Consider the following 16,434-nt stretch of genomic DNA (forward strand, 5'->3'; position numbering starts at 1 on the left):
AACGAAAAAACGAACGGAACTGCGTTCGGATGAACCAAGAGGGTGTGTCAGTCGACACGCCCTCTTGGTGTATATGAAGAGTAATTGAAGATTCGGGGTAAATCCAATATACTGTCTCAATGGACGCGGGACGCGGATCCCGGAATTTATTAGAGCGGAGAGGAAACTATGAATCAGGTAACGGTAATTGGCAGCATTAATCTTGACCGGACGTTGCGGGTGCCGCAAATGGCTCAGTCGGGGGCCACAATGCACGTCAAGGAAGTCTTTACTGCTGGTGGCGGCAAGGGCGCCAACCAGGCAATCGCTGCGAGTCGGTTAGGGGCGACCACCCACTTTATCGGGGCGGTCGGCGAGGACCAGGAAGTCAGCAAGATGATGCTGACGCTGCTGGAAGAGGCGGACATCGACTGCACGGGGATTGCACAGCTTCCCAACCAAAACACCGGGCAGGCGTTTGTCATCGTGACCGATTCCGGGGATAACATGATCTACGTGCACGGTGGGGCTAACATGGCGTTTAAGCCGGATCACGTGACCGCCCACGCGGAAATGTTGGCAGCTAGTGATTTTGTGGTGGCCCAGTTTGAAACGCCGTTTGACTGTACCGCAGAGGCCTTCCGGATTGCCCGGGCTCACCACCGGGGGACGATTCTTAACCCGGCGCCGGCCACAACGGACGTGCCGGATGATTTGCTGGCTTTGACCGACATCATTGTGCCGAACGAGACGGAAGCGGAGATTTTAACCGGAATTCCGGTCACGGACGAGGATAATATGGCGCAAGTGGCCGCAAAGCTTCACGCCCGCGGGGTAGCAACGGTGCTGATTACCCTGGGGAGCCGGGGAACGTTTTATAGCACCCAGACGACCAGTGGCCTCATTCCCGCCCTCAAGGTTAAGGCCGTTGACCCGACGGCCGCAGGGGACACCTTCATCGGGGCCCTCAGCAGTGTGCTGCACGCCAACCAGGATAACTTGGTCGAGGCAATTAAGTTCAGTAACCGGGCGGCGGCAATTACCGTGCAGCGGTTTGGCGCCCAGCCGTCGATTCCGTATCTCCGGGAGATATAATTTAACCATAAACAACCCGCAGAGGTCATTCAGTTGACTTCTGCGGGTTTCTTTTTGTGATAGCTATTTGAGAGAGACTAACGGGAATTATCCGTTGGTGCCGTAATCTCCTTGTGGTGCAGGAGGGCGTTTAACCCCACGGCACAGATGCTGGCCACAACGATTCCGTTTCCTAAGAAGAGCTGCAGGGCGTGGGGGAGTGCCTGGAAGATGTTGGGGTAAACCGCAACGCCGAGCCCTGCTCCAATCGAAATGGCCACAATTAACGGGTTACGCTCATCAGTAAAGTCAACGTTGCCGAGCATCCGGATTCCCTGGACGCTAATCATCGAAAACATGACAAGCATCGCCCCGCCGAGGACCGGGGTTGGGATGATTGTTGCGAGCGCGCCAATCTTTGGTAAGAGGCCCATGATCATTAAAAGCCCCGCTGCCCAGTAGATGGGACGTTTGGTCCGGATTCCTGATAATTCCAGGAGCCCAACGTTTTGGGAGAACGTTGTGTACGGGAACGTGTTAAAAATGCCCCCGAGAATTACGGCCAATCCTTCTGCCCGGTAGCCGCGTTTAAGGTCCGCGGCGGTTGTTTCGCGGTCGAGGAGGTTGCCAAGGGCGAAGAATACGCCGGTGGATTCAACCATGGAAACCAGGGCGATGATAATCATCGTCAGACTGGGCGATAGGGCAAAGCGGGGGGTGCCGAAGAAAAAGGGTTGGGGGAAGTGGAACCACGCAGCCTGAGCGACCGGTTTAAGGGATACCATCCCCATCATGCCAGCGATCAGGGTTCCCCCAATTAACCCAATCAACACGGCAATGGAACGGATGAAGCCTTTGCCCCAGAACTGAATTCCGAGAATAATCAGGATCGTAATGCCGCCGATAAACAATGCGCGGAGGTTGCCAAAGGATGCGCTGGTTGCCGTGCCGCCGCCGAGGTTTTGAACCGCAATGGGGATTAACGTGAGGCCGATGACGGTGATTAGGCTCCCGGTAACGACTGGCGGGAAGAACCGCCGAATTTTAGCGAAGACCCCGGCGATGAGGAAGACAAAGATTCCGGCGACAATGATGGAACCATACATCGTCCCGATAGAATACGTCTTACCGATCATCTTTAGGGGCGCCACTGCCTGGATCGCACATCCTAAGATAACGGGTAGACCGATTCCAAAGTACCGGTTCCGCATGAGCTGGAGAAACGTTGCCAGCCCACACATGAAAATATCAATCGAAACCAGGTAGGTCATCTGGGGGCTGGTGAAGTGCAGGGCGGTTCCGATTAGGAGGGGCACCGCGACTGCGCCGGAATACATTGCCAAAAGGTGCTGGATTCCGAGAACGAATGCTTTATGGTGGGAAACTTCGTGGGTGAGTTGTTGCATGGTGTTAATCCTCCATAAATGTTACGTGGTGGTTGGCAAGTGATTTAATCCGGACAAGGGACTTGAGTGGGTACCCCTCTGCTCTGAGTGCCTTTCCGCCCGGTTGAAAGGCCTTTTCAATCACAATCCCAATTCCATCAAGGTGGCAGTGGGCCTGGTTACAAATGTCAATAAGACCGTGGACCGCCGCTCCGTTGGCTAAGAAGTCATCGATGATTAAAACGTGATCGTTTGCCGTGAGAAACTGCCGGTCAACGATAACCTGGTTGGTGGTGTGCTTGGTATAGGAAACGACGCTGGCAGCATAGTTCCCGTCAGTGAGTGTGGCACTCTTTGACTTTCGGGCAAAAACCACGGGAGCCTTGAAGGCTAGTCCGGTCATCAGTGCCGGGGCAATGCCGGATGCCTCAATTGTCAGGATTTTTGTGATGGGGTGGTTGGCAAATTCGGCATGAAAGGCCGCACCAATTTTCTGCATTAGCTGCGGATCAATTTGGTGGTTAAGAAATGAATTAACTTTGAGGACGTCGTCGTTGACCACAACGCCTTCCTGTTGAATGTGAGTAATTAGTTCGCGCATCATTTTTCCTTTCACGGTGTGATGAATCACTGGATAAAAGGATGCGGCTTTTCCGGACAAATAATGAATAAGAATGCTCATAGTCCGGGATTTACGGTCCCGGGTAGAAACTTACTAGCCGTATTCTAGTGATTATATCAGCACCAAAAAATTATTAACGGGATTAATTTTAACGCTGGAAGACGAGTCACGTCAATTATTATTTTCGAAATCGTTCGTTATACACGAACAATATGATTAATTCGGACGGTTGTGTTGACAATAATGTTCGGATAATATACAGTAATGCCTGGTTGAAATGATAATTCCAGAAAGGAATGGTTAGATGGAAGTCTTTGATTTTGATAATGTTCAGCTCGTTCCGAAGAAATGTGTTATTAAGAGCCGGAGTGAGGCCGACACCCAGGTAACGCTTGGTAACCGCCAATTTCGAATTCCCGTTGTACCAGCAAACATGGCGAGTGTAATTACCCTTGAAATCGCAGCGTGGTTGGCAGACCACGGCTACTTTTACGTAATGCATCGCTTTGAACCGGAGCAGCGGTTGGCGTTTGTCCAGGAAATGCACGCCAACCACCGGTATGCTTCAATTTCGATTGGAATTAAGGATCAGGAACGCGCATTTATTGACGAGTTACGGACGGCAGACGCCATTCCTGAATACATTACGATTGATGTCGCCCACGGGCACTCTGACTACGTAATGGAAATGATTAAGTACGTTAAGCAGCAGCTGCCAGCAACGTTTTTAATCGTCGGCAACGTTGCGACGCCGGAAGCTGTTCGCGATCTGGAAGCCGCGGGGGCAGACGCCACGAAGGTGGGGGTTGGTCCTGGCCGGGCCTGCATTACCAAACTAAAGACGGGCTTTGGCACGGCTGGGTGGCAGTTAGCGGCCATTCAGGCGTGCGCCGCTGCGGCCACTAAACCAATTATTGCTGACGGGGGAATTCGGACTAACGGCGACATTGCCAAGGCCGTTCGCTTTGGCGCCACCATGGTAATGGTCGGCTCGCTCTTTGCCGGGCACGTTGAATCACCCGGAGAGGTGGTCACCGTTGATGGGCGGAAGTATAAAAGGTACTGGGGTTCAGCTTCTGCGCGGCAAAAGGGGAACCGCCACCACGTTGAGGGGAAACAGCTCCTGGTACCGTTCCGGGGTTCGCTTGAAGCAACCCTAACGGCAATGGAAGAGGACTTACAGTCAGCCATCTCGTACGCCGGTGGCCGGGACTTGGGTGCCCTGCGGCAGGTGGACTACGTGATTGTTCCGAATACGATTTATAACGGGGACCACGAAGGCGGGAGTGCCAGCTGTTAACTAATAGAAGAACATGAAAAAATAGGCGGAGTGAGAGTCCCGGGCAAACCGAATCGTGAATTCGAGGCCGGGCTTTCGCTCCGCTTATTTATTCTGAATAATTATCCGCAAGGGTTATGGCTGAAACATCCCGTTATTCGTCTTCCTCCGCTGCGGCGAGGTCTTCTAGGGCAAAGGTGCTCTCGTCAAGCGGGAAGCCCTGGCGGTAGAGGGCCTGTTTGGCCTTTTGCATGCGCGTTCGCTGGTCAAAGCGGGCGTACCGCCGCCAAACCTTCGCCGCCGCTGCTTGGAGGAGTGCGGCTTCGTGTTCTTCGTCAACTTCTGGGGAAAACTGGGCGAGCGCCTGCGTAATGGTGTCACCCTCAAACCCCGCCGTCAGCAGCCCCTGTTTCACCTTGGTTTGCCGTAGCCGGGTGGGTTTATTCCGGTACCGGCGGGCGAGTTTTTGGACCAACGTAAGGGCGTTGGCGACCTGTTGTTCCGGCGGAAACTGGGTGAGGGCCTGCTCGATTGCTGGTACGGTGATACCCCGTTGCTGTAACTTTTGGCGGATGACCCGGGGCCCCTTTAGCTCGGTGCGGGCAACCGTCCGGACGTAGCTGTTGGCGTATTCCTGGTCGTCAAGGAGGTGCTGCTCCTTGAGGCGAGTGCACACCGTTTCAATTACTTCCGGCGGAACGTCCCGTTTGCGCAGGGCAGCGCGGACTTCCTTGGTTGTGCGGAGTTGGTGACTCAGGTAATCAAGCGCCTGGGAATAGGCCCGGGATGCAGCATCTGCCGCGGTGATTTGTTTAATCTGGTTGGCATCAAGTTCCTGGCCCTTGTGCAGCGTAAAGTCGACCAACACCTGTTCGCTCACCGGAAACGCGTACTGCCCGTCCAGGTAGACGTTAAAGCGGTGGGCGTGATGTTTTTGCACTTCAATTGCGGTGATGGTTTTCATGTCCTGGCCTCCTTTGTCAGCTTTATTATAGAAGAAGTGCGGGAGAGTGCCTAGTCCTTACGGGTGTATAATGGGAAAAGCAATTAATGAAGTGGAGCGGATGATATGGGACAAAACGTACGGGTGCACCGGAATCAGCGGGTGCTCCTGACAATCAAGCGCCTGGGGATCAACGGTGAGGGCGTCGCCTATTACAAACGAAAGATTTGCTTTGTTCCGGGTGCACTTCCGGGTGAACAGGTTATTGCGGCAATCACGGCCGTCCACTCGCGGTACCTCGAAGGCCGGCTGGTGGAAATTAAGCGTTCGAGTGCGGATCGGGTCACCCCTAAGGACCCGTATCCGGTAGGCGGGATTGAACTGGAACACCTGGCATACCCGGCACAGCTTAGGTTTAAGCGGGACTTAATCAAGCAGGCATTAGCCAAGTTTAAACCAGCTGGGTACGCGGACTACGATGTTCGCCCGACCATCGGGATGACTACCCCGTACGCGTACCGGAATAAAGCACAGTTTCAGGTGCGGCGGGGGCCCAACGGCAAACTCATTGCGGGGTTGTACCGGCGGGGAAGCCACCGGTTGGTTGATTTGCCAACGTTTAGTACTCAAACCCCGGCCACAATGAAGGTGATGCGCACCGTATTGGCAGCCATCGAGGAGCTGGGGATTGCGCCGTATGATGAGCGCCACCACACGGGGGTAGTGCGGACGATCGTCGTCCGTGAGGCGTTTGCCACCCACGAGCTGCAGGTGGTACTCATCACCCGCACCCGGGTCCTTCCGCAGGCCACGGTCCTGGCCCAGACAATTATGCAGCGGTGCCCGCAGGTGGTGTCCGTCATGCACAACGTTAACCCGGAGAAAACATCCCTGGTGTGGGGCGACCAGACCACGCTGGTTGCCGGCAAACCGACAATTACGGAGCGGCTGGGAGACGTGACGTTTGACCTTTCTGCGCGCGCGTTTTTCCAGTTAAACCCGCACCAAACGCTCAAGCTGTACTCCGAGGTTGGGAAGGCCTTAGACCTGCAGCTCGGCGAGGTGCTATGTGACGCGTACTGCGGGGTGGGGACCATTAGCCTCTTTGTGGCTGGCCCTGACCAGGAGGTGCGGGGGATGGACGTCATCCCCGCCGCAATTGCGGACGCCAACGAAAATGCCCGCCGGTCCGGCCGGAAGCACGCTCACTACGAGGTGGGGAAAGCCGAAGATCTTTTCCCGCAGTGGGCCCAGGCGGGGTTTGCCCCGGATGCGCTAGTTGTCGATCCGCCCCGGACGGGTTTGGATGCGCAGTTAATTAAGACGATTCTTCAAGCCCGCCCGCAAAAAATGGTTTATGTTTCGTGCAACCCGGCCACCCTGGCGCGTGACCTTGTGCCACTAACCATGGCGTACCATGTTGACTACATTCAATCCGTCGATATGTTCCCGCAAACCGCGCGGTGTGAGGCGGTTGTGAAACTTAGCCTGCGGTGATTTTAAGAAACGGGAATGGTTTTCCGGCGATTATTTGGTATAATACAGAATGATATCGGTGGAGATTACCGTGTAGAAAGCAGGGTTGAGCAGATGCGTCATTCAAATGGACCCAGAGAAGGCGACTTCATAACCATTAAGAGTTATAAACACGACGGGAGCTTACACCGGACATGGCGCGACACACTGGTTCTTAAAACAAGTGAAAATGCCATTATTGGCTGCAACGACCACACGCTGGTGACCGAAGACGACGGGCGCCGGTGGGTAACCCGCGAGCCGGCATTGGTATACTTCCATAAGCACTACTGGTTCAACATCGTCACGATGATTCGGGATAACGGGATTTCGTATTACTGTAACCTCGCATCCCCGGCAGTGCTTGACCGGGAGGCCCTCAAGTACATTGACTATGACTTGGACGTGAAGGTCTTTCCGAACGGCGAACGGCGGTTGCTGGACGTGGACGAGTACGAAGCCCACGGCGCTAAGTGGCACTATTCGGCGGAAACCGATAAGATTCTCAAGCATAACGTCCTGACCCTGGTCGATTGGATTGACCGTGGGCGGGGGCCCTTTTCGAAGGAGTACGTTGAGATTTGGTATAACCGGTACCTTGAGTTGTCACGCCGGCAGTAGCAGACCGGTTTATAACGATGCACGGGAGCATGACGTTGGGTCACGCTCCCGTGCTGTTCAGTGAGGAGGAAAAATTATGAATAAACGGCAGGAGGATCAGCGGCGAATTATTTTCTGGTCCTTAGAGCTGCTGATCGTGGCGACCCTGGTATGGGTGTGCACGAAGATTAGCTTTGTTTTTCGGCCGGTCGGAACGTTCATCTCGACTTTGGCCGTACCCCTGATTATTTCAGGCTTTTTATTTTACTTATTAAATCCGCTGGTGAACCTCCTCATGAAGGTGCACTACAAGCGGTGGCGGCTGACCCGCACCCTGGCGGTGGCCATCGTGTTCGTGGTTTTGATCGGGTTAATTGCCTTGGGAGCATCGTACCTGTTGCCCCGGGTGATTTCGCAGGTGGAACAACTGATCGGGAAGTTGCCCCACATTATTACGACCACCCAGCACGGGATTAACGCGTTTTTGAGCGATCCGCACCACCGCGAGTGGCTTCATCACGTGGATGTCCAGCAGGTCACCAAGCACCTGGGGACCAACACCACGGCACTGGTGCGGCGCTTCATGACGTCGTTAACCAGCAGCTTTGGCTCCCTGATTAGTGCAATTACCAACATTACGGTGACAATCATCACGGTGCCGTTCATGCTGTTTTACATGTTAAAGGATGGCTACCGTTTGATGCCGGCCGTCAAGCGGATGGTTCCCAAGCGGCACGCGGACAGCGTTGAGAATTTGCTGATGCAGATGGGCCACACGATTTCCCACTACATTCTTGGTCAGGCAATCGAGTGTACGTTTGTCGGAACCTTCTCGGCACTAGGCTACAGCCTGGTGGGCGTGCCGTATGGCCTGTTGGTCGGAATTTTTGCCGGCTTTACCAACATTATTCCGTACATTGGCCCGTACATCGGGCTAGTACCGGCACTGATTCTGGCATTAACGCATTCGTTTAAGACGGCCGTTCTGGTGATTGTGGTCTGCATCGTGGTCCAGCAGGTTGACGGGAACCTAATTTACCCGAACGTCATCGGGAAAACGCTGGCCATTCACCCGCTTACGATTATCGTGTTGTTATTGGTGGCCGGTAACATTGCGGGCTTGCCGGGGATGATTCTGGGCATCCCGTTCTATGCCGTATTAAAGGTGGTCGTGCAGTACTGCTACCATATTTACCAGCTCCGTTATGACGAGGAGAAGGGGGATGAGCACGCGTGAAACGGGTATTAACGTACGGGACGTTTGACCTATTACACCGCGGCCACGTTCGTCTCCTTGAGCGGGCGGCGGCCCTGGGTGATGAACTCATTGTGGGGCTTTCGACCGATGAGTTTAACCGGATCAAGGGCAAGCACGCCTACATGAGTTACGCCGACCGGGAATACATTCTCAAGGCAATCCGCTATGTTGACCGGGTCATTCCGGAACGGTCGTGGGACCAAAAGGTGGCGGACGTCCAGCGTTACCACATCGACACGTTTGTGATGGGGGACGACTGGCAGGGGAAGTTTGATTTTCTCAAGGACTACTGTGAGGTTATCTACCTGCCGCGGACGCAGGATATTTCAACGACGAAGATAAAGACGGATTTGTCGGAAAATTAAAGTGTGCCAAAACAGAGAAATCGCCGCTTGCGGCGATTTTTTTCGTGCTATACTTATCACGATATAACTAAATGGTAATGGAGAGAGAAAAGTGAAACGAACGTACTTTAGTGTTTTAGCGTCGACGTTTTTGTTTAGTTCCATGGAGATCAGTCTGAAGATCGCGGGGGCGGCGTTCAACGCCATCCAGCTCAACCTGCTGCGGTTCTTTATTGGGGGACTGGTGTTGGTCCCATTAGCATTGCACGATTTACATAAACAACACCGGCAGCTGCATTTCAAGGACTGGGGATTATTCGCCCTCACGGGGTTTGTGTGCGTGATTGTCAGCATGACGCTCTTCCAACTAGCAGTCCAAAACGCGCCGGCGGCTACCGTGGCGGTGTTATTCAGCTGTAACCCGGTCTTTGCTCTCATCTTTGCCTTTCTTCTATTGCACGAACGGATGGGGCGGGCCAACTTTCTGGCCGTCATTGTTTCGCTTCTAGGATTATTTATCATTGTCAACCCGTTCCGGATGCACCTCTCGGGGGGAGTCATCCTGGCCCTGCTGTCGGCGGTAACATTTGGCTTGTACTCGATTGTTTCCCGGTACGGGTCAACTAAGCGGGAACTGAGCGGGATTGTCATGACCTGCTTTACCTTCCTAGCAGGAACGGTGGAGCTCTTTATTCTGATGGTGCTGACCCACTGGGCGCCGGTTGCAACCGGGATGGCCCACGTGGCGGCACTGCACGAATTTATTCGGATGCCGCTAATTCAGGGAATTTCCTGGCACACTTTACCACTGCTGGCCTACATCGGAATCGGGGTTACCGGCGGGGGCTTTGCACTCTACTTTCTGGCAATGGAGTGGTCGGACGTTTCGACGGCCTCACTGGTGTTCTTTATCAAACCAGCGCTGGCACCAATCCTTGCGATGATTATTTTGCACGAAGTGATTACCGGGGAAACAATTACGGGAATTGTCGTGATCCTGCTTGGTTCCTTAATTACGTTTATCGGTAACCGCAACAAGGAACGCAACCTCGGGTAGAGGGTGTTTGATTGCTGATTGCTTGGCGCCTGCGGTATCATTAGAATAGATAATTATGGAAAAGAGGAGCGTCATGGTAAAGCTGGTTTTAGTGCGGCACGGGGAGAGCGTCGCCAACAAGGAGAACACGTACACGGGGTGGTCGGACGTGCCGTTGACCGCCCAGGGTGTTGTGCAGGCTAAGGCGGCGGGCCGTCTCTTACGGCAAGCAAAGTTACAGTTTAGTGCCGTGCACACCTCGGTGTTAATCCGGGCAATTAAGACGGCGAACCTCGTGTGCGAGGAATGCGACCAGCTGTGGTTGCCGCTGTATAAGACATGGCGGTTAAACGAGCGGCATTACGGGGCACTCCGGGGGTTGAATAAAGACGACACCCGCAAGATTTACGGGAAGGAGCAGGTGGCTCTCTGGCGGCGTTCCTTCTACGAGGTTCCGCCGAAACTGAATGCCCCTGACACCGATGACCGGCGGTACCAGCGTTATCCCCGGTCGATTCTTCCCCTGGCAGAAAGCCTGGAAATGGCGACGCAGCGGCTGCTCCCGTACTGGGACGATATGATTGCGCCCCGGCTTTTGCGGGGTGAGAACCAGCTGGTGGTGGCCCACGGTAGTTCGTTGCGGGCACTGTTAAAACACATTGAGCACATCAGCGATACCGGAATCGATGGCGTGGAAGTGTACAACGGCGAACCAATCGTGTACACCCTTGACCAGCGCCTTGAAGTGGTGGATAAGCGGATTTTAAAAACGAATCAGTAAGCGAAACGCAAAAACAACCGTAGTGAGAATCACCACGGTTGTTTTACTGTTAGCGGTGCAACAAGCGGTGGTACCGCTGTTCCCGCGTAATCTTTTCTGTTGTCTCGAAGATGAACCACTTACTAAAGAAGTAGTTAACGATTCCCACGCAGACCTGATCGAGGACCTTCACGAAGTCCTTTTGCCCGTGGAAGAACTGAATTCCCACAATCATAAAGAGGCTATCGAGAAGAAACGACAGGATTCGCACCCCGCAAAACGAGGTGAACTCGTGGAACGTGTGCTCCCACGGGCGAAACGCCGAGTGGAAGACAAACAGCTTATTCGTCATAAACGTAAAGAGCATGGCCACAATGTACGCGCAGATGTTTGCTGCCAGGTAGAGGTGGAGGCCCATCACCTTCACCAACTGGTGGAAAACCACGACGTTAATCGCACTGGCGAGAAAGCCATAGAACGTGTATGAGAAAAAGTCGGAGTGTTTGTGAATAAATTGCTTCATACTTAATTCCACCATACTTTACTTACACGCAACTCACATAATCATATCATAATCGCCCGGGTTTCCGAAGAGAATCCGGGGAACGTTGGAGTAATTTAATTTTTCAGGAATTGACGCGTTTCGCCCGAACCGGTACTATCGTAGTAGAAAGATAGGTGGCGGAAATGAGTAAGCTCGCAGTTAAATACATTACAAAACGGCAGGCCATGCCCGCCTCGGCAGAAGGGGACCACGAAGAGCACCCGGTTTTCTGGGAGCTGTGCGGCATTGACCTGCACGTCAATGCCGGCGAAGCCCTTGGCTTGGTGGGCGATAACGGCGCGGGAAAGTCGACGCTCATGCAGATTATGAGTGGTCGAATTACCCAGACGACGGGGTTTGTCAACGGGGCGACCCGGGTGAACCTCGCATCACTGACGACGATTGCGCCCAACGTGCGGCGCCTGCCGGTCGGTAAGTGGATTGAGCGGCGGATGGATGCGGCCGAAGTGGATGAACTGCAACGGCCGCACATTAAGCAGGCCATCCTCAACTTCGCGGAGTTGGGACAGTGGCAGTATTGTCCGGTGGGGCGCCTAGAGACGGGGCTGCTTGCCCGCGTTGCTTTAGGACTGGCGTTGTTTATTACCCCCGACGTTGTTTTAATTGACGAACTCCTGACGCTGTTAGACGCAAATTTCTACGCCAAGACCAGCGTCCAGATTAACAAGCTCAAAAAGCAGGGAGTGGCGTTTGTCATCGCCGACCCGCAGGACCGCGTAATCGAAAGTTTCTGCGAGCGAACCGTGTGGCTGGACTTTGGCCGGATCCGGGAAGCCGGCGCTACCCCGGAAGTGATTACCAAGTATGAGTTTAACCGCAACTGGTACCGGGCGTTATCATGGCCGGAACAGTTAGCATACATTAAGAAAAAGCAGCAGGAGCAGCTGGACTTCGACGTTGATACCGAGTACACCCGGTTTAAGAACGAGCAGTTTGATAAGGGCTACAGCATCAAGGATAAGGCACGGCTGCGGAAACGGTTCTTCGTGGAACACGGGGAAGACCCGTTGGCCGTTCCGGCAGAGGCGCAGGCCCCCCAGCAAAAGCCCAAGAAAAAGAAGAAGCACCACTGGGGACGGTGGTTGCTGTGCTTGTGCGTGATTGGCGTACTTGGCTGCGGGGCGTACTGGCTGAGCACGCACGGGGGCATTTCCCCGCTGGTCCGGTTAATGCACCATTTCCGTTAGGCACCGAGAATTAAAGGAGGGAGAGTGCCGTCACTGGCAGAATTAGAAGTATGGATAAGCAGGAATTAACGACAGCGATTGATAAGCGGCGGACGTTTGCGATTATTTCCCACCCGGACGCCGGGAAAACGACGATTACCGAACAGCTCCTGTTATTTGGGGGCGTTGTGCGGAAAGCGGGAACGGTCAAGGCCCGGAAGTCGGGGGCGTTTGCTAAGTCGGACTGGATGGAAATCGAAAAGAAGCGGGGAATCTCGGTTACGAGTTCGGTTTTGCAGTTTGATTATGGTGGCAAACGGATTAACATCCTTGATACCCCTGGACACGAAGACTTCTCCGAAGATACGTACCGGACGTTGATGGCGGTGGATTCCGCCGTCATGGTAATTGATTCGGCCAAGGGGATTGAGCCCCAGACCAAAAAGCTCTTCCAGGTCTGCAAGATGCGGGGAATCCCGATTTTTACCTTTATGAACAAGCTGGACCGCGATGGGCGGCCACCGCTGGACCTGATTGCTGAACTAGAGGATGTTCTGGGGATTGAGGCGTACCCGATGAACTGGCCGATTGGCATGGGAAAGGGCTTAGCCGGGTTGTATGACATCTACAACCACCGGATTGAGCTGTACCGGCCGGAAGACGAGAATAATCCGTACCTGCCGCTTGATGAGGACGGCCGGATTGCGGGCGACCATCCGCTTAAGGAGGATTCAACCTACCAGCAGGTCCTTGACGAGGTGGACCTGCTGCAGGAAGCTGGAAACGAGTTTGACGAGGATAAGATTGCCCGCGGGGAGCTGACACCAGTCTTCTTTGGGTCGGCCCTAACGAACTTCGGGGTAAAGACGTTCCTGGATGCTTACCTGAAGTACGCTCCGGCGCCGACCCCGCACAAGCAGGTTGACGGGGAGCTGGTGCCCGTCACGGACCCGTTCTCGGGCTTTATCTTTAAGATTCAGGCCAACATGAACCCGCATCATCGTGACCGGATTGCCTTTGTTCGGATTTGTTCCGGTGAGTTTGACCGTGGGATGGACGTCACCCTCCAGCGGACGGGCAAGCAGATTCGGCTGTCAAACTCGACCCAGTTTATGGCGGACAGCCGCGAGACGGTGGAGAATGCGGTGGCCGGTGACATTATCGGGCTGTACGATACCGGCAACTTCCAGATTGGGGATACGGTTTATACGGGCAAGCAGACCCGCCAGTTTGAAAAGCTGCCGCAGTTTACCCCGGAACTCTTCGTTCAGGTCAGCGCCAAGAACGTGATGAAGCAAAAGTCGTTCCACAAGGGAATTGAACAACTTGTTCAGGAAGGGGCCGTGCAGCTGTACCGCAGCTATAATACGGGGGATTACATCCTCGGGGCGGTCGGCCAGCTGCAGTTTGAGGTTTTCCAGTTCCGGATGCAGAACGAATATAATTCAGAAGTTGTCATGAAGCCGCTGGGCCGGAAGATTGCTCGGTGGATTGATCCGGACCAACTGGATGAGAAGATGGCTAGTTCGCGGAACCTGCTGGTGAAGGACCGGCAGGGGGCGCCGCTCTTCCTCTTTGAAAACGAGTTTGCGGAGCGGTGGTTCGCGGATAAGTATCCGGACGTTAAGCTAACGGCAAAATTGTAATGGACTTACTAAAGAGAAGCTAAGCATGGTGGGCCCCCATCATGCTTGTTTTTTGACGCACATTTTTTTGACGCACATTAAGCGTAAAATGGCCACTAATCCGATCGTTTTGATTAAACGGAAACATCTGTTTACTAAAAGCCACAAAATTTACTAATTAGTTTACTAAAAACGCTTGCAAACCATTAGGAAACGGTTACAATAAGAGTGTAGTCGAAATGAAGGGAGCTTTTGCTATGGACACAAACGTTCAACAAGAAAAGGGTAATAAGTGGGTTACCCGGTTGTCCTACGCTACAGGGGCATTCGGTAATGACTGGTTCTACGCCGTACTTTCGACGTACTTCATCATGTTCATTACATCGCACCTGTTCGGTAAGGGCGACAATGCAATGATTCTTTATATTACTAACATTATCGCGGTCCTCCGGATTGTTGAGTTATTCATCGACCCGATCATCGGGAACCTGATTGACCGGACAAAGACCCGGTGGGGGAAGTTTAAGCCGTGGATCTTCGGTGGGGGACTTGTGAGTGCGATTTCCATGTCCGTTCTGTTTACGAACATGGGCGGATTAAACCGGACGCACCCGTTCATTTACCTGCTGATCTTCGCCTTCCTGTACATCGTGATGGATATCTTCTATTCATTCAAGGATACGAGTTTCTGGTCAGAAATGTCTTCCCTGACGTTTAATTCCGGTGAACGGGAAAAGATTTCAACGTTTGCCCGGATTGGGTCAAACATCGGGGGTAACCTTCCAGGAATGGTCATCATGCCACTGGTTCTGTTCTTCTCATTGACGAAGAACAACGGTGCTGGGGACCTCCACGGATGGTCAATGTTCGGGATGATTACGGGAATTATCGTGATTATCACCGTGCTGGCCGTATGTTTTGGGACGCACGAACTGGATTCTAATTTACGGAAGAACGAAGAAGAAACGAAGTTACGGGACGTCTTCAAGGTCTTATTAGGAAACGACCAGTTAATGTGGACGGCGATCGCATACGGACTGTACTGCATCGGGATTAACATCTTTAACTCCGCTGAACTGTACTACTTCACTTACGTCTTAGGACAGTCATCCAAGTTCGCTATTATTGGGACGATCAACATGATCATTGGGTTCTTCTCAATTTCCGCTTTCCCAATTTTGGCTAAGAAGTTTAACCGGAAAAACGTGTTCTACGCATGTATTGCAATCATGACGGTCGGGGCACTGTTACTGACGGTTGCTGGCCAGAACATGCTTCTTGTCGTAATTGCGATGGAACTCTTTGCTACGCCACAGGCGGTGATCTTCCTGGTTATTCTGATGACGATTACCGACTCAATTGAGTACGGGCAGTTGAAGTTAGGCCACCGGGACGAATCCTTAACTCTGGCGGTACGGCCGCTGCTTGATAAGTTTGGTGGGGCCATTGCCGGATGGTGCATGGGACCAATCGCAATCTTAGCCCACATGACCAAGGGAGCGTCCTACAAGACGGTTACGCCACACGACGTTATGATTTTCAAGGTAATGGTAATTGCGCTGCCGTTAGTTCTGATTCTTTTAGGATGCTTCTTCTTCTGGAAGAAGGTTAAGTTGACCGAAGCAAAGCACGCCGAAATCGTTGAGGAACTGGAACGGACATGGGGTGAAAACGGTAACGTTGAAACCGCCACGGACGCACCAATTGTTGCTGGCGAATACAACGTAACGGCCCCGATCCAGGGGAAGGTTATGCCGCTGAGTGCCGTAAAGGACGACCTCTTCTCAAAGGGCGCCATGGGACTTGGTTACGCCGTTGAACCAACGGACGGTGACGTTTACGCACCGTTTGACGGAACGGTTAAGCAGCTGTACCCGACCCGGCACGCCATCGGGATTGAGTCCACGAACGGGATTAAGATGTTAATCCACATTGGACTTGGTACCGTTGAAATGCAGGGGACAGGGTTTATCTCCTACGTTGATCAGGGCCAGAAGATTAAGAAGGGCGACAAGCTCCTTGAATTCTGGGACCCAGCAATCAAGAAGGCCGGATTAGACGATACCGTAATTGTTACGGTAACCAACTCCAACGACTTCGACCGGGTTGACGTTGTTCCGGCTGACGGAACGGAAGTCAAGCCAAACGAAGTGGCCTTAACGATTACAAAAGACTAGTTCATTATCAAGTACCTCTTACGGGACGGCCAGGGATGGCCGTCCTTTTTTGATCGGCAGCGAGTGATGAAAAAACACAACGACCGCGACTTTTTAAGTCGCGGCC

Annotated in this window: 15 protein-coding genes and 1 riboswitch; of the genes, 11 read left to right on the forward strand and 4 right to left on the reverse strand. The window is 53.3% G+C overall.

Translation table 11 applies throughout. The features are described from left to right. Positions 1-168: 168 nt before the first annotated feature. Positions 169-1,074 (forward strand): ribokinase, encoded by a 906-nt coding sequence (gene rbsK, locus QOR60_RS04585; RefSeq protein ID WP_283582182.1) that lies wholly within the window; start codon positions 169-171, stop codon positions 1,072-1,074. A 77-nt stretch (positions 1,075-1,151) separates the two neighbouring features. Here rbsK and QOR60_RS04590 read toward each other — a convergent pair whose 3' ends face one another. Further along, the gene (locus tag QOR60_RS04590; RefSeq protein ID WP_283582183.1) at positions 1,152-2,459 is read right to left on the reverse strand and encodes a nucleobase:cation symporter-2 family protein; all 1,308 of its coding nucleotides are present in this window, start codon (positions 2,457-2,459) and stop codon (positions 1,152-1,154) included. Between the two features lie 4 nt (positions 2,460-2,463). Beyond that, entirely contained in the window at positions 2,464-3,039 is a 576-nt protein-coding gene (locus QOR60_RS04595) for a xanthine phosphoribosyltransferase (protein WP_283582216.1), read from the reverse strand. A gap of 60 nt (positions 3,040-3,099) precedes the next feature. After that, positions 3,100-3,199, reverse strand: a riboswitch (purine riboswitch). A gap of 165 nt (positions 3,200-3,364) precedes the next feature. Between QOR60_RS04595 and QOR60_RS04600 the strand changes: the two genes are divergently transcribed. Then, a complete protein-coding gene (locus tag QOR60_RS04600; RefSeq protein WP_283582184.1) occupies positions 3,365-4,360 on the forward strand; it encodes a GMP reductase in 996 nt (331 codons plus the stop codon). A gap of 133 nt (positions 4,361-4,493) precedes the next feature. Here the strand turns inward: QOR60_RS04600 and recX are convergent, their stop codons facing one another. After that, complete coding sequence (gene recX, locus QOR60_RS04605; RefSeq protein WP_283582185.1) at positions 4,494-5,303, reverse strand: recombination regulator RecX; 810 nt, start codon at positions 5,301-5,303, stop codon at positions 4,494-4,496. Between the two features lie 105 nt (positions 5,304-5,408). Here recX and rlmD point away from each other — a divergent pair, with 105 nt between their 5' ends. The 6 genes from rlmD to QOR60_RS04635 all read left to right on the forward strand — a co-directional run bounded on the left by rlmD (position 5,409) and on the right by QOR60_RS04635 (position 10,816). Continuing rightward, entirely contained in the window at positions 5,409-6,779 is a 1,371-nt protein-coding gene (gene rlmD / locus QOR60_RS04610; protein WP_283582186.1) for a 23S rRNA (uracil(1939)-C(5))-methyltransferase RlmD, read from the forward strand. Positions 6,780-6,872: 93 nt separating this feature from the next. Further along, entirely contained in the window at positions 6,873-7,418 is a 546-nt protein-coding gene (locus tag QOR60_RS04615) for a DUF402 domain-containing protein (RefSeq protein WP_283582187.1), read from the forward strand. A 76-nt stretch (positions 7,419-7,494) separates the two neighbouring features. Continuing rightward, positions 7,495-8,634, forward strand: a complete 1,140-nt coding sequence (locus tag QOR60_RS04620; RefSeq protein ID WP_283582188.1) for an AI-2E family transporter — start codon at positions 7,495-7,497, stop codon at positions 8,632-8,634. Further along, complete coding sequence (tagD, locus tag QOR60_RS04625) at positions 8,631-9,020, forward strand: glycerol-3-phosphate cytidylyltransferase (protein WP_283582189.1); 390 nt, start codon at positions 8,631-8,633, stop codon at positions 9,018-9,020. Before QOR60_RS04620 ends, tagD begins: the two co-directional genes overlap by 4 nt. Before the next feature lie 91 nt (positions 9,021-9,111). Beyond that, entirely contained in the window at positions 9,112-10,056 is a 945-nt protein-coding gene (locus QOR60_RS04630; protein ID WP_283582190.1) for a DMT family transporter, read from the forward strand. A 73-nt stretch (positions 10,057-10,129) separates the two neighbouring features. Further along, positions 10,130-10,816 (forward strand): 2,3-bisphosphoglycerate-dependent phosphoglycerate mutase, encoded by a 687-nt coding sequence (locus tag QOR60_RS04635; RefSeq protein WP_283582191.1) that lies wholly within the window; start codon positions 10,130-10,132, stop codon positions 10,814-10,816. A gap of 49 nt (positions 10,817-10,865) precedes the next feature. Here the strand turns inward: QOR60_RS04635 and QOR60_RS04640 are convergent, their stop codons facing one another. Continuing rightward, a complete protein-coding gene (locus QOR60_RS04640; protein WP_283582192.1) occupies positions 10,866-11,318 on the reverse strand; it encodes a GtrA family protein in 453 nt (150 codons plus the stop codon). 164 nt (positions 11,319-11,482) lie between these two features. Between QOR60_RS04640 and QOR60_RS04645 the strand changes: the two genes are divergently transcribed. From QOR60_RS04645 to QOR60_RS04655, 3 genes are all read left to right on the forward strand, one after another. Then, a complete protein-coding gene (locus tag QOR60_RS04645; protein WP_283582193.1) occupies positions 11,483-12,547 on the forward strand; it encodes an ATP-binding cassette domain-containing protein in 1,065 nt (354 codons plus the stop codon). 50 nt (positions 12,548-12,597) lie between these two features. Further along, positions 12,598-14,172 (forward strand): peptide chain release factor 3, encoded by a 1,575-nt coding sequence (locus QOR60_RS04650; protein WP_283582194.1) that lies wholly within the window; start codon positions 12,598-12,600, stop codon positions 14,170-14,172. Between the two features lie 236 nt (positions 14,173-14,408). Then, positions 14,409-16,328: a glycoside-pentoside-hexuronide (GPH):cation symporter gene (locus QOR60_RS04655; RefSeq protein ID WP_283582195.1), complete on the forward strand. Its 1,920-nt coding sequence runs from the start codon at positions 14,409-14,411 to the stop codon at positions 16,326-16,328. Positions 16,329-16,434 lie beyond the last annotated feature (106 nt).

It is taken from the genome of Ligilactobacillus hohenheimensis (assembly GCF_947381805.1).
Taxonomy (GTDB): domain Bacteria; phylum Bacillota; class Bacilli; order Lactobacillales; family Lactobacillaceae; genus Ligilactobacillus; species Ligilactobacillus hohenheimensis.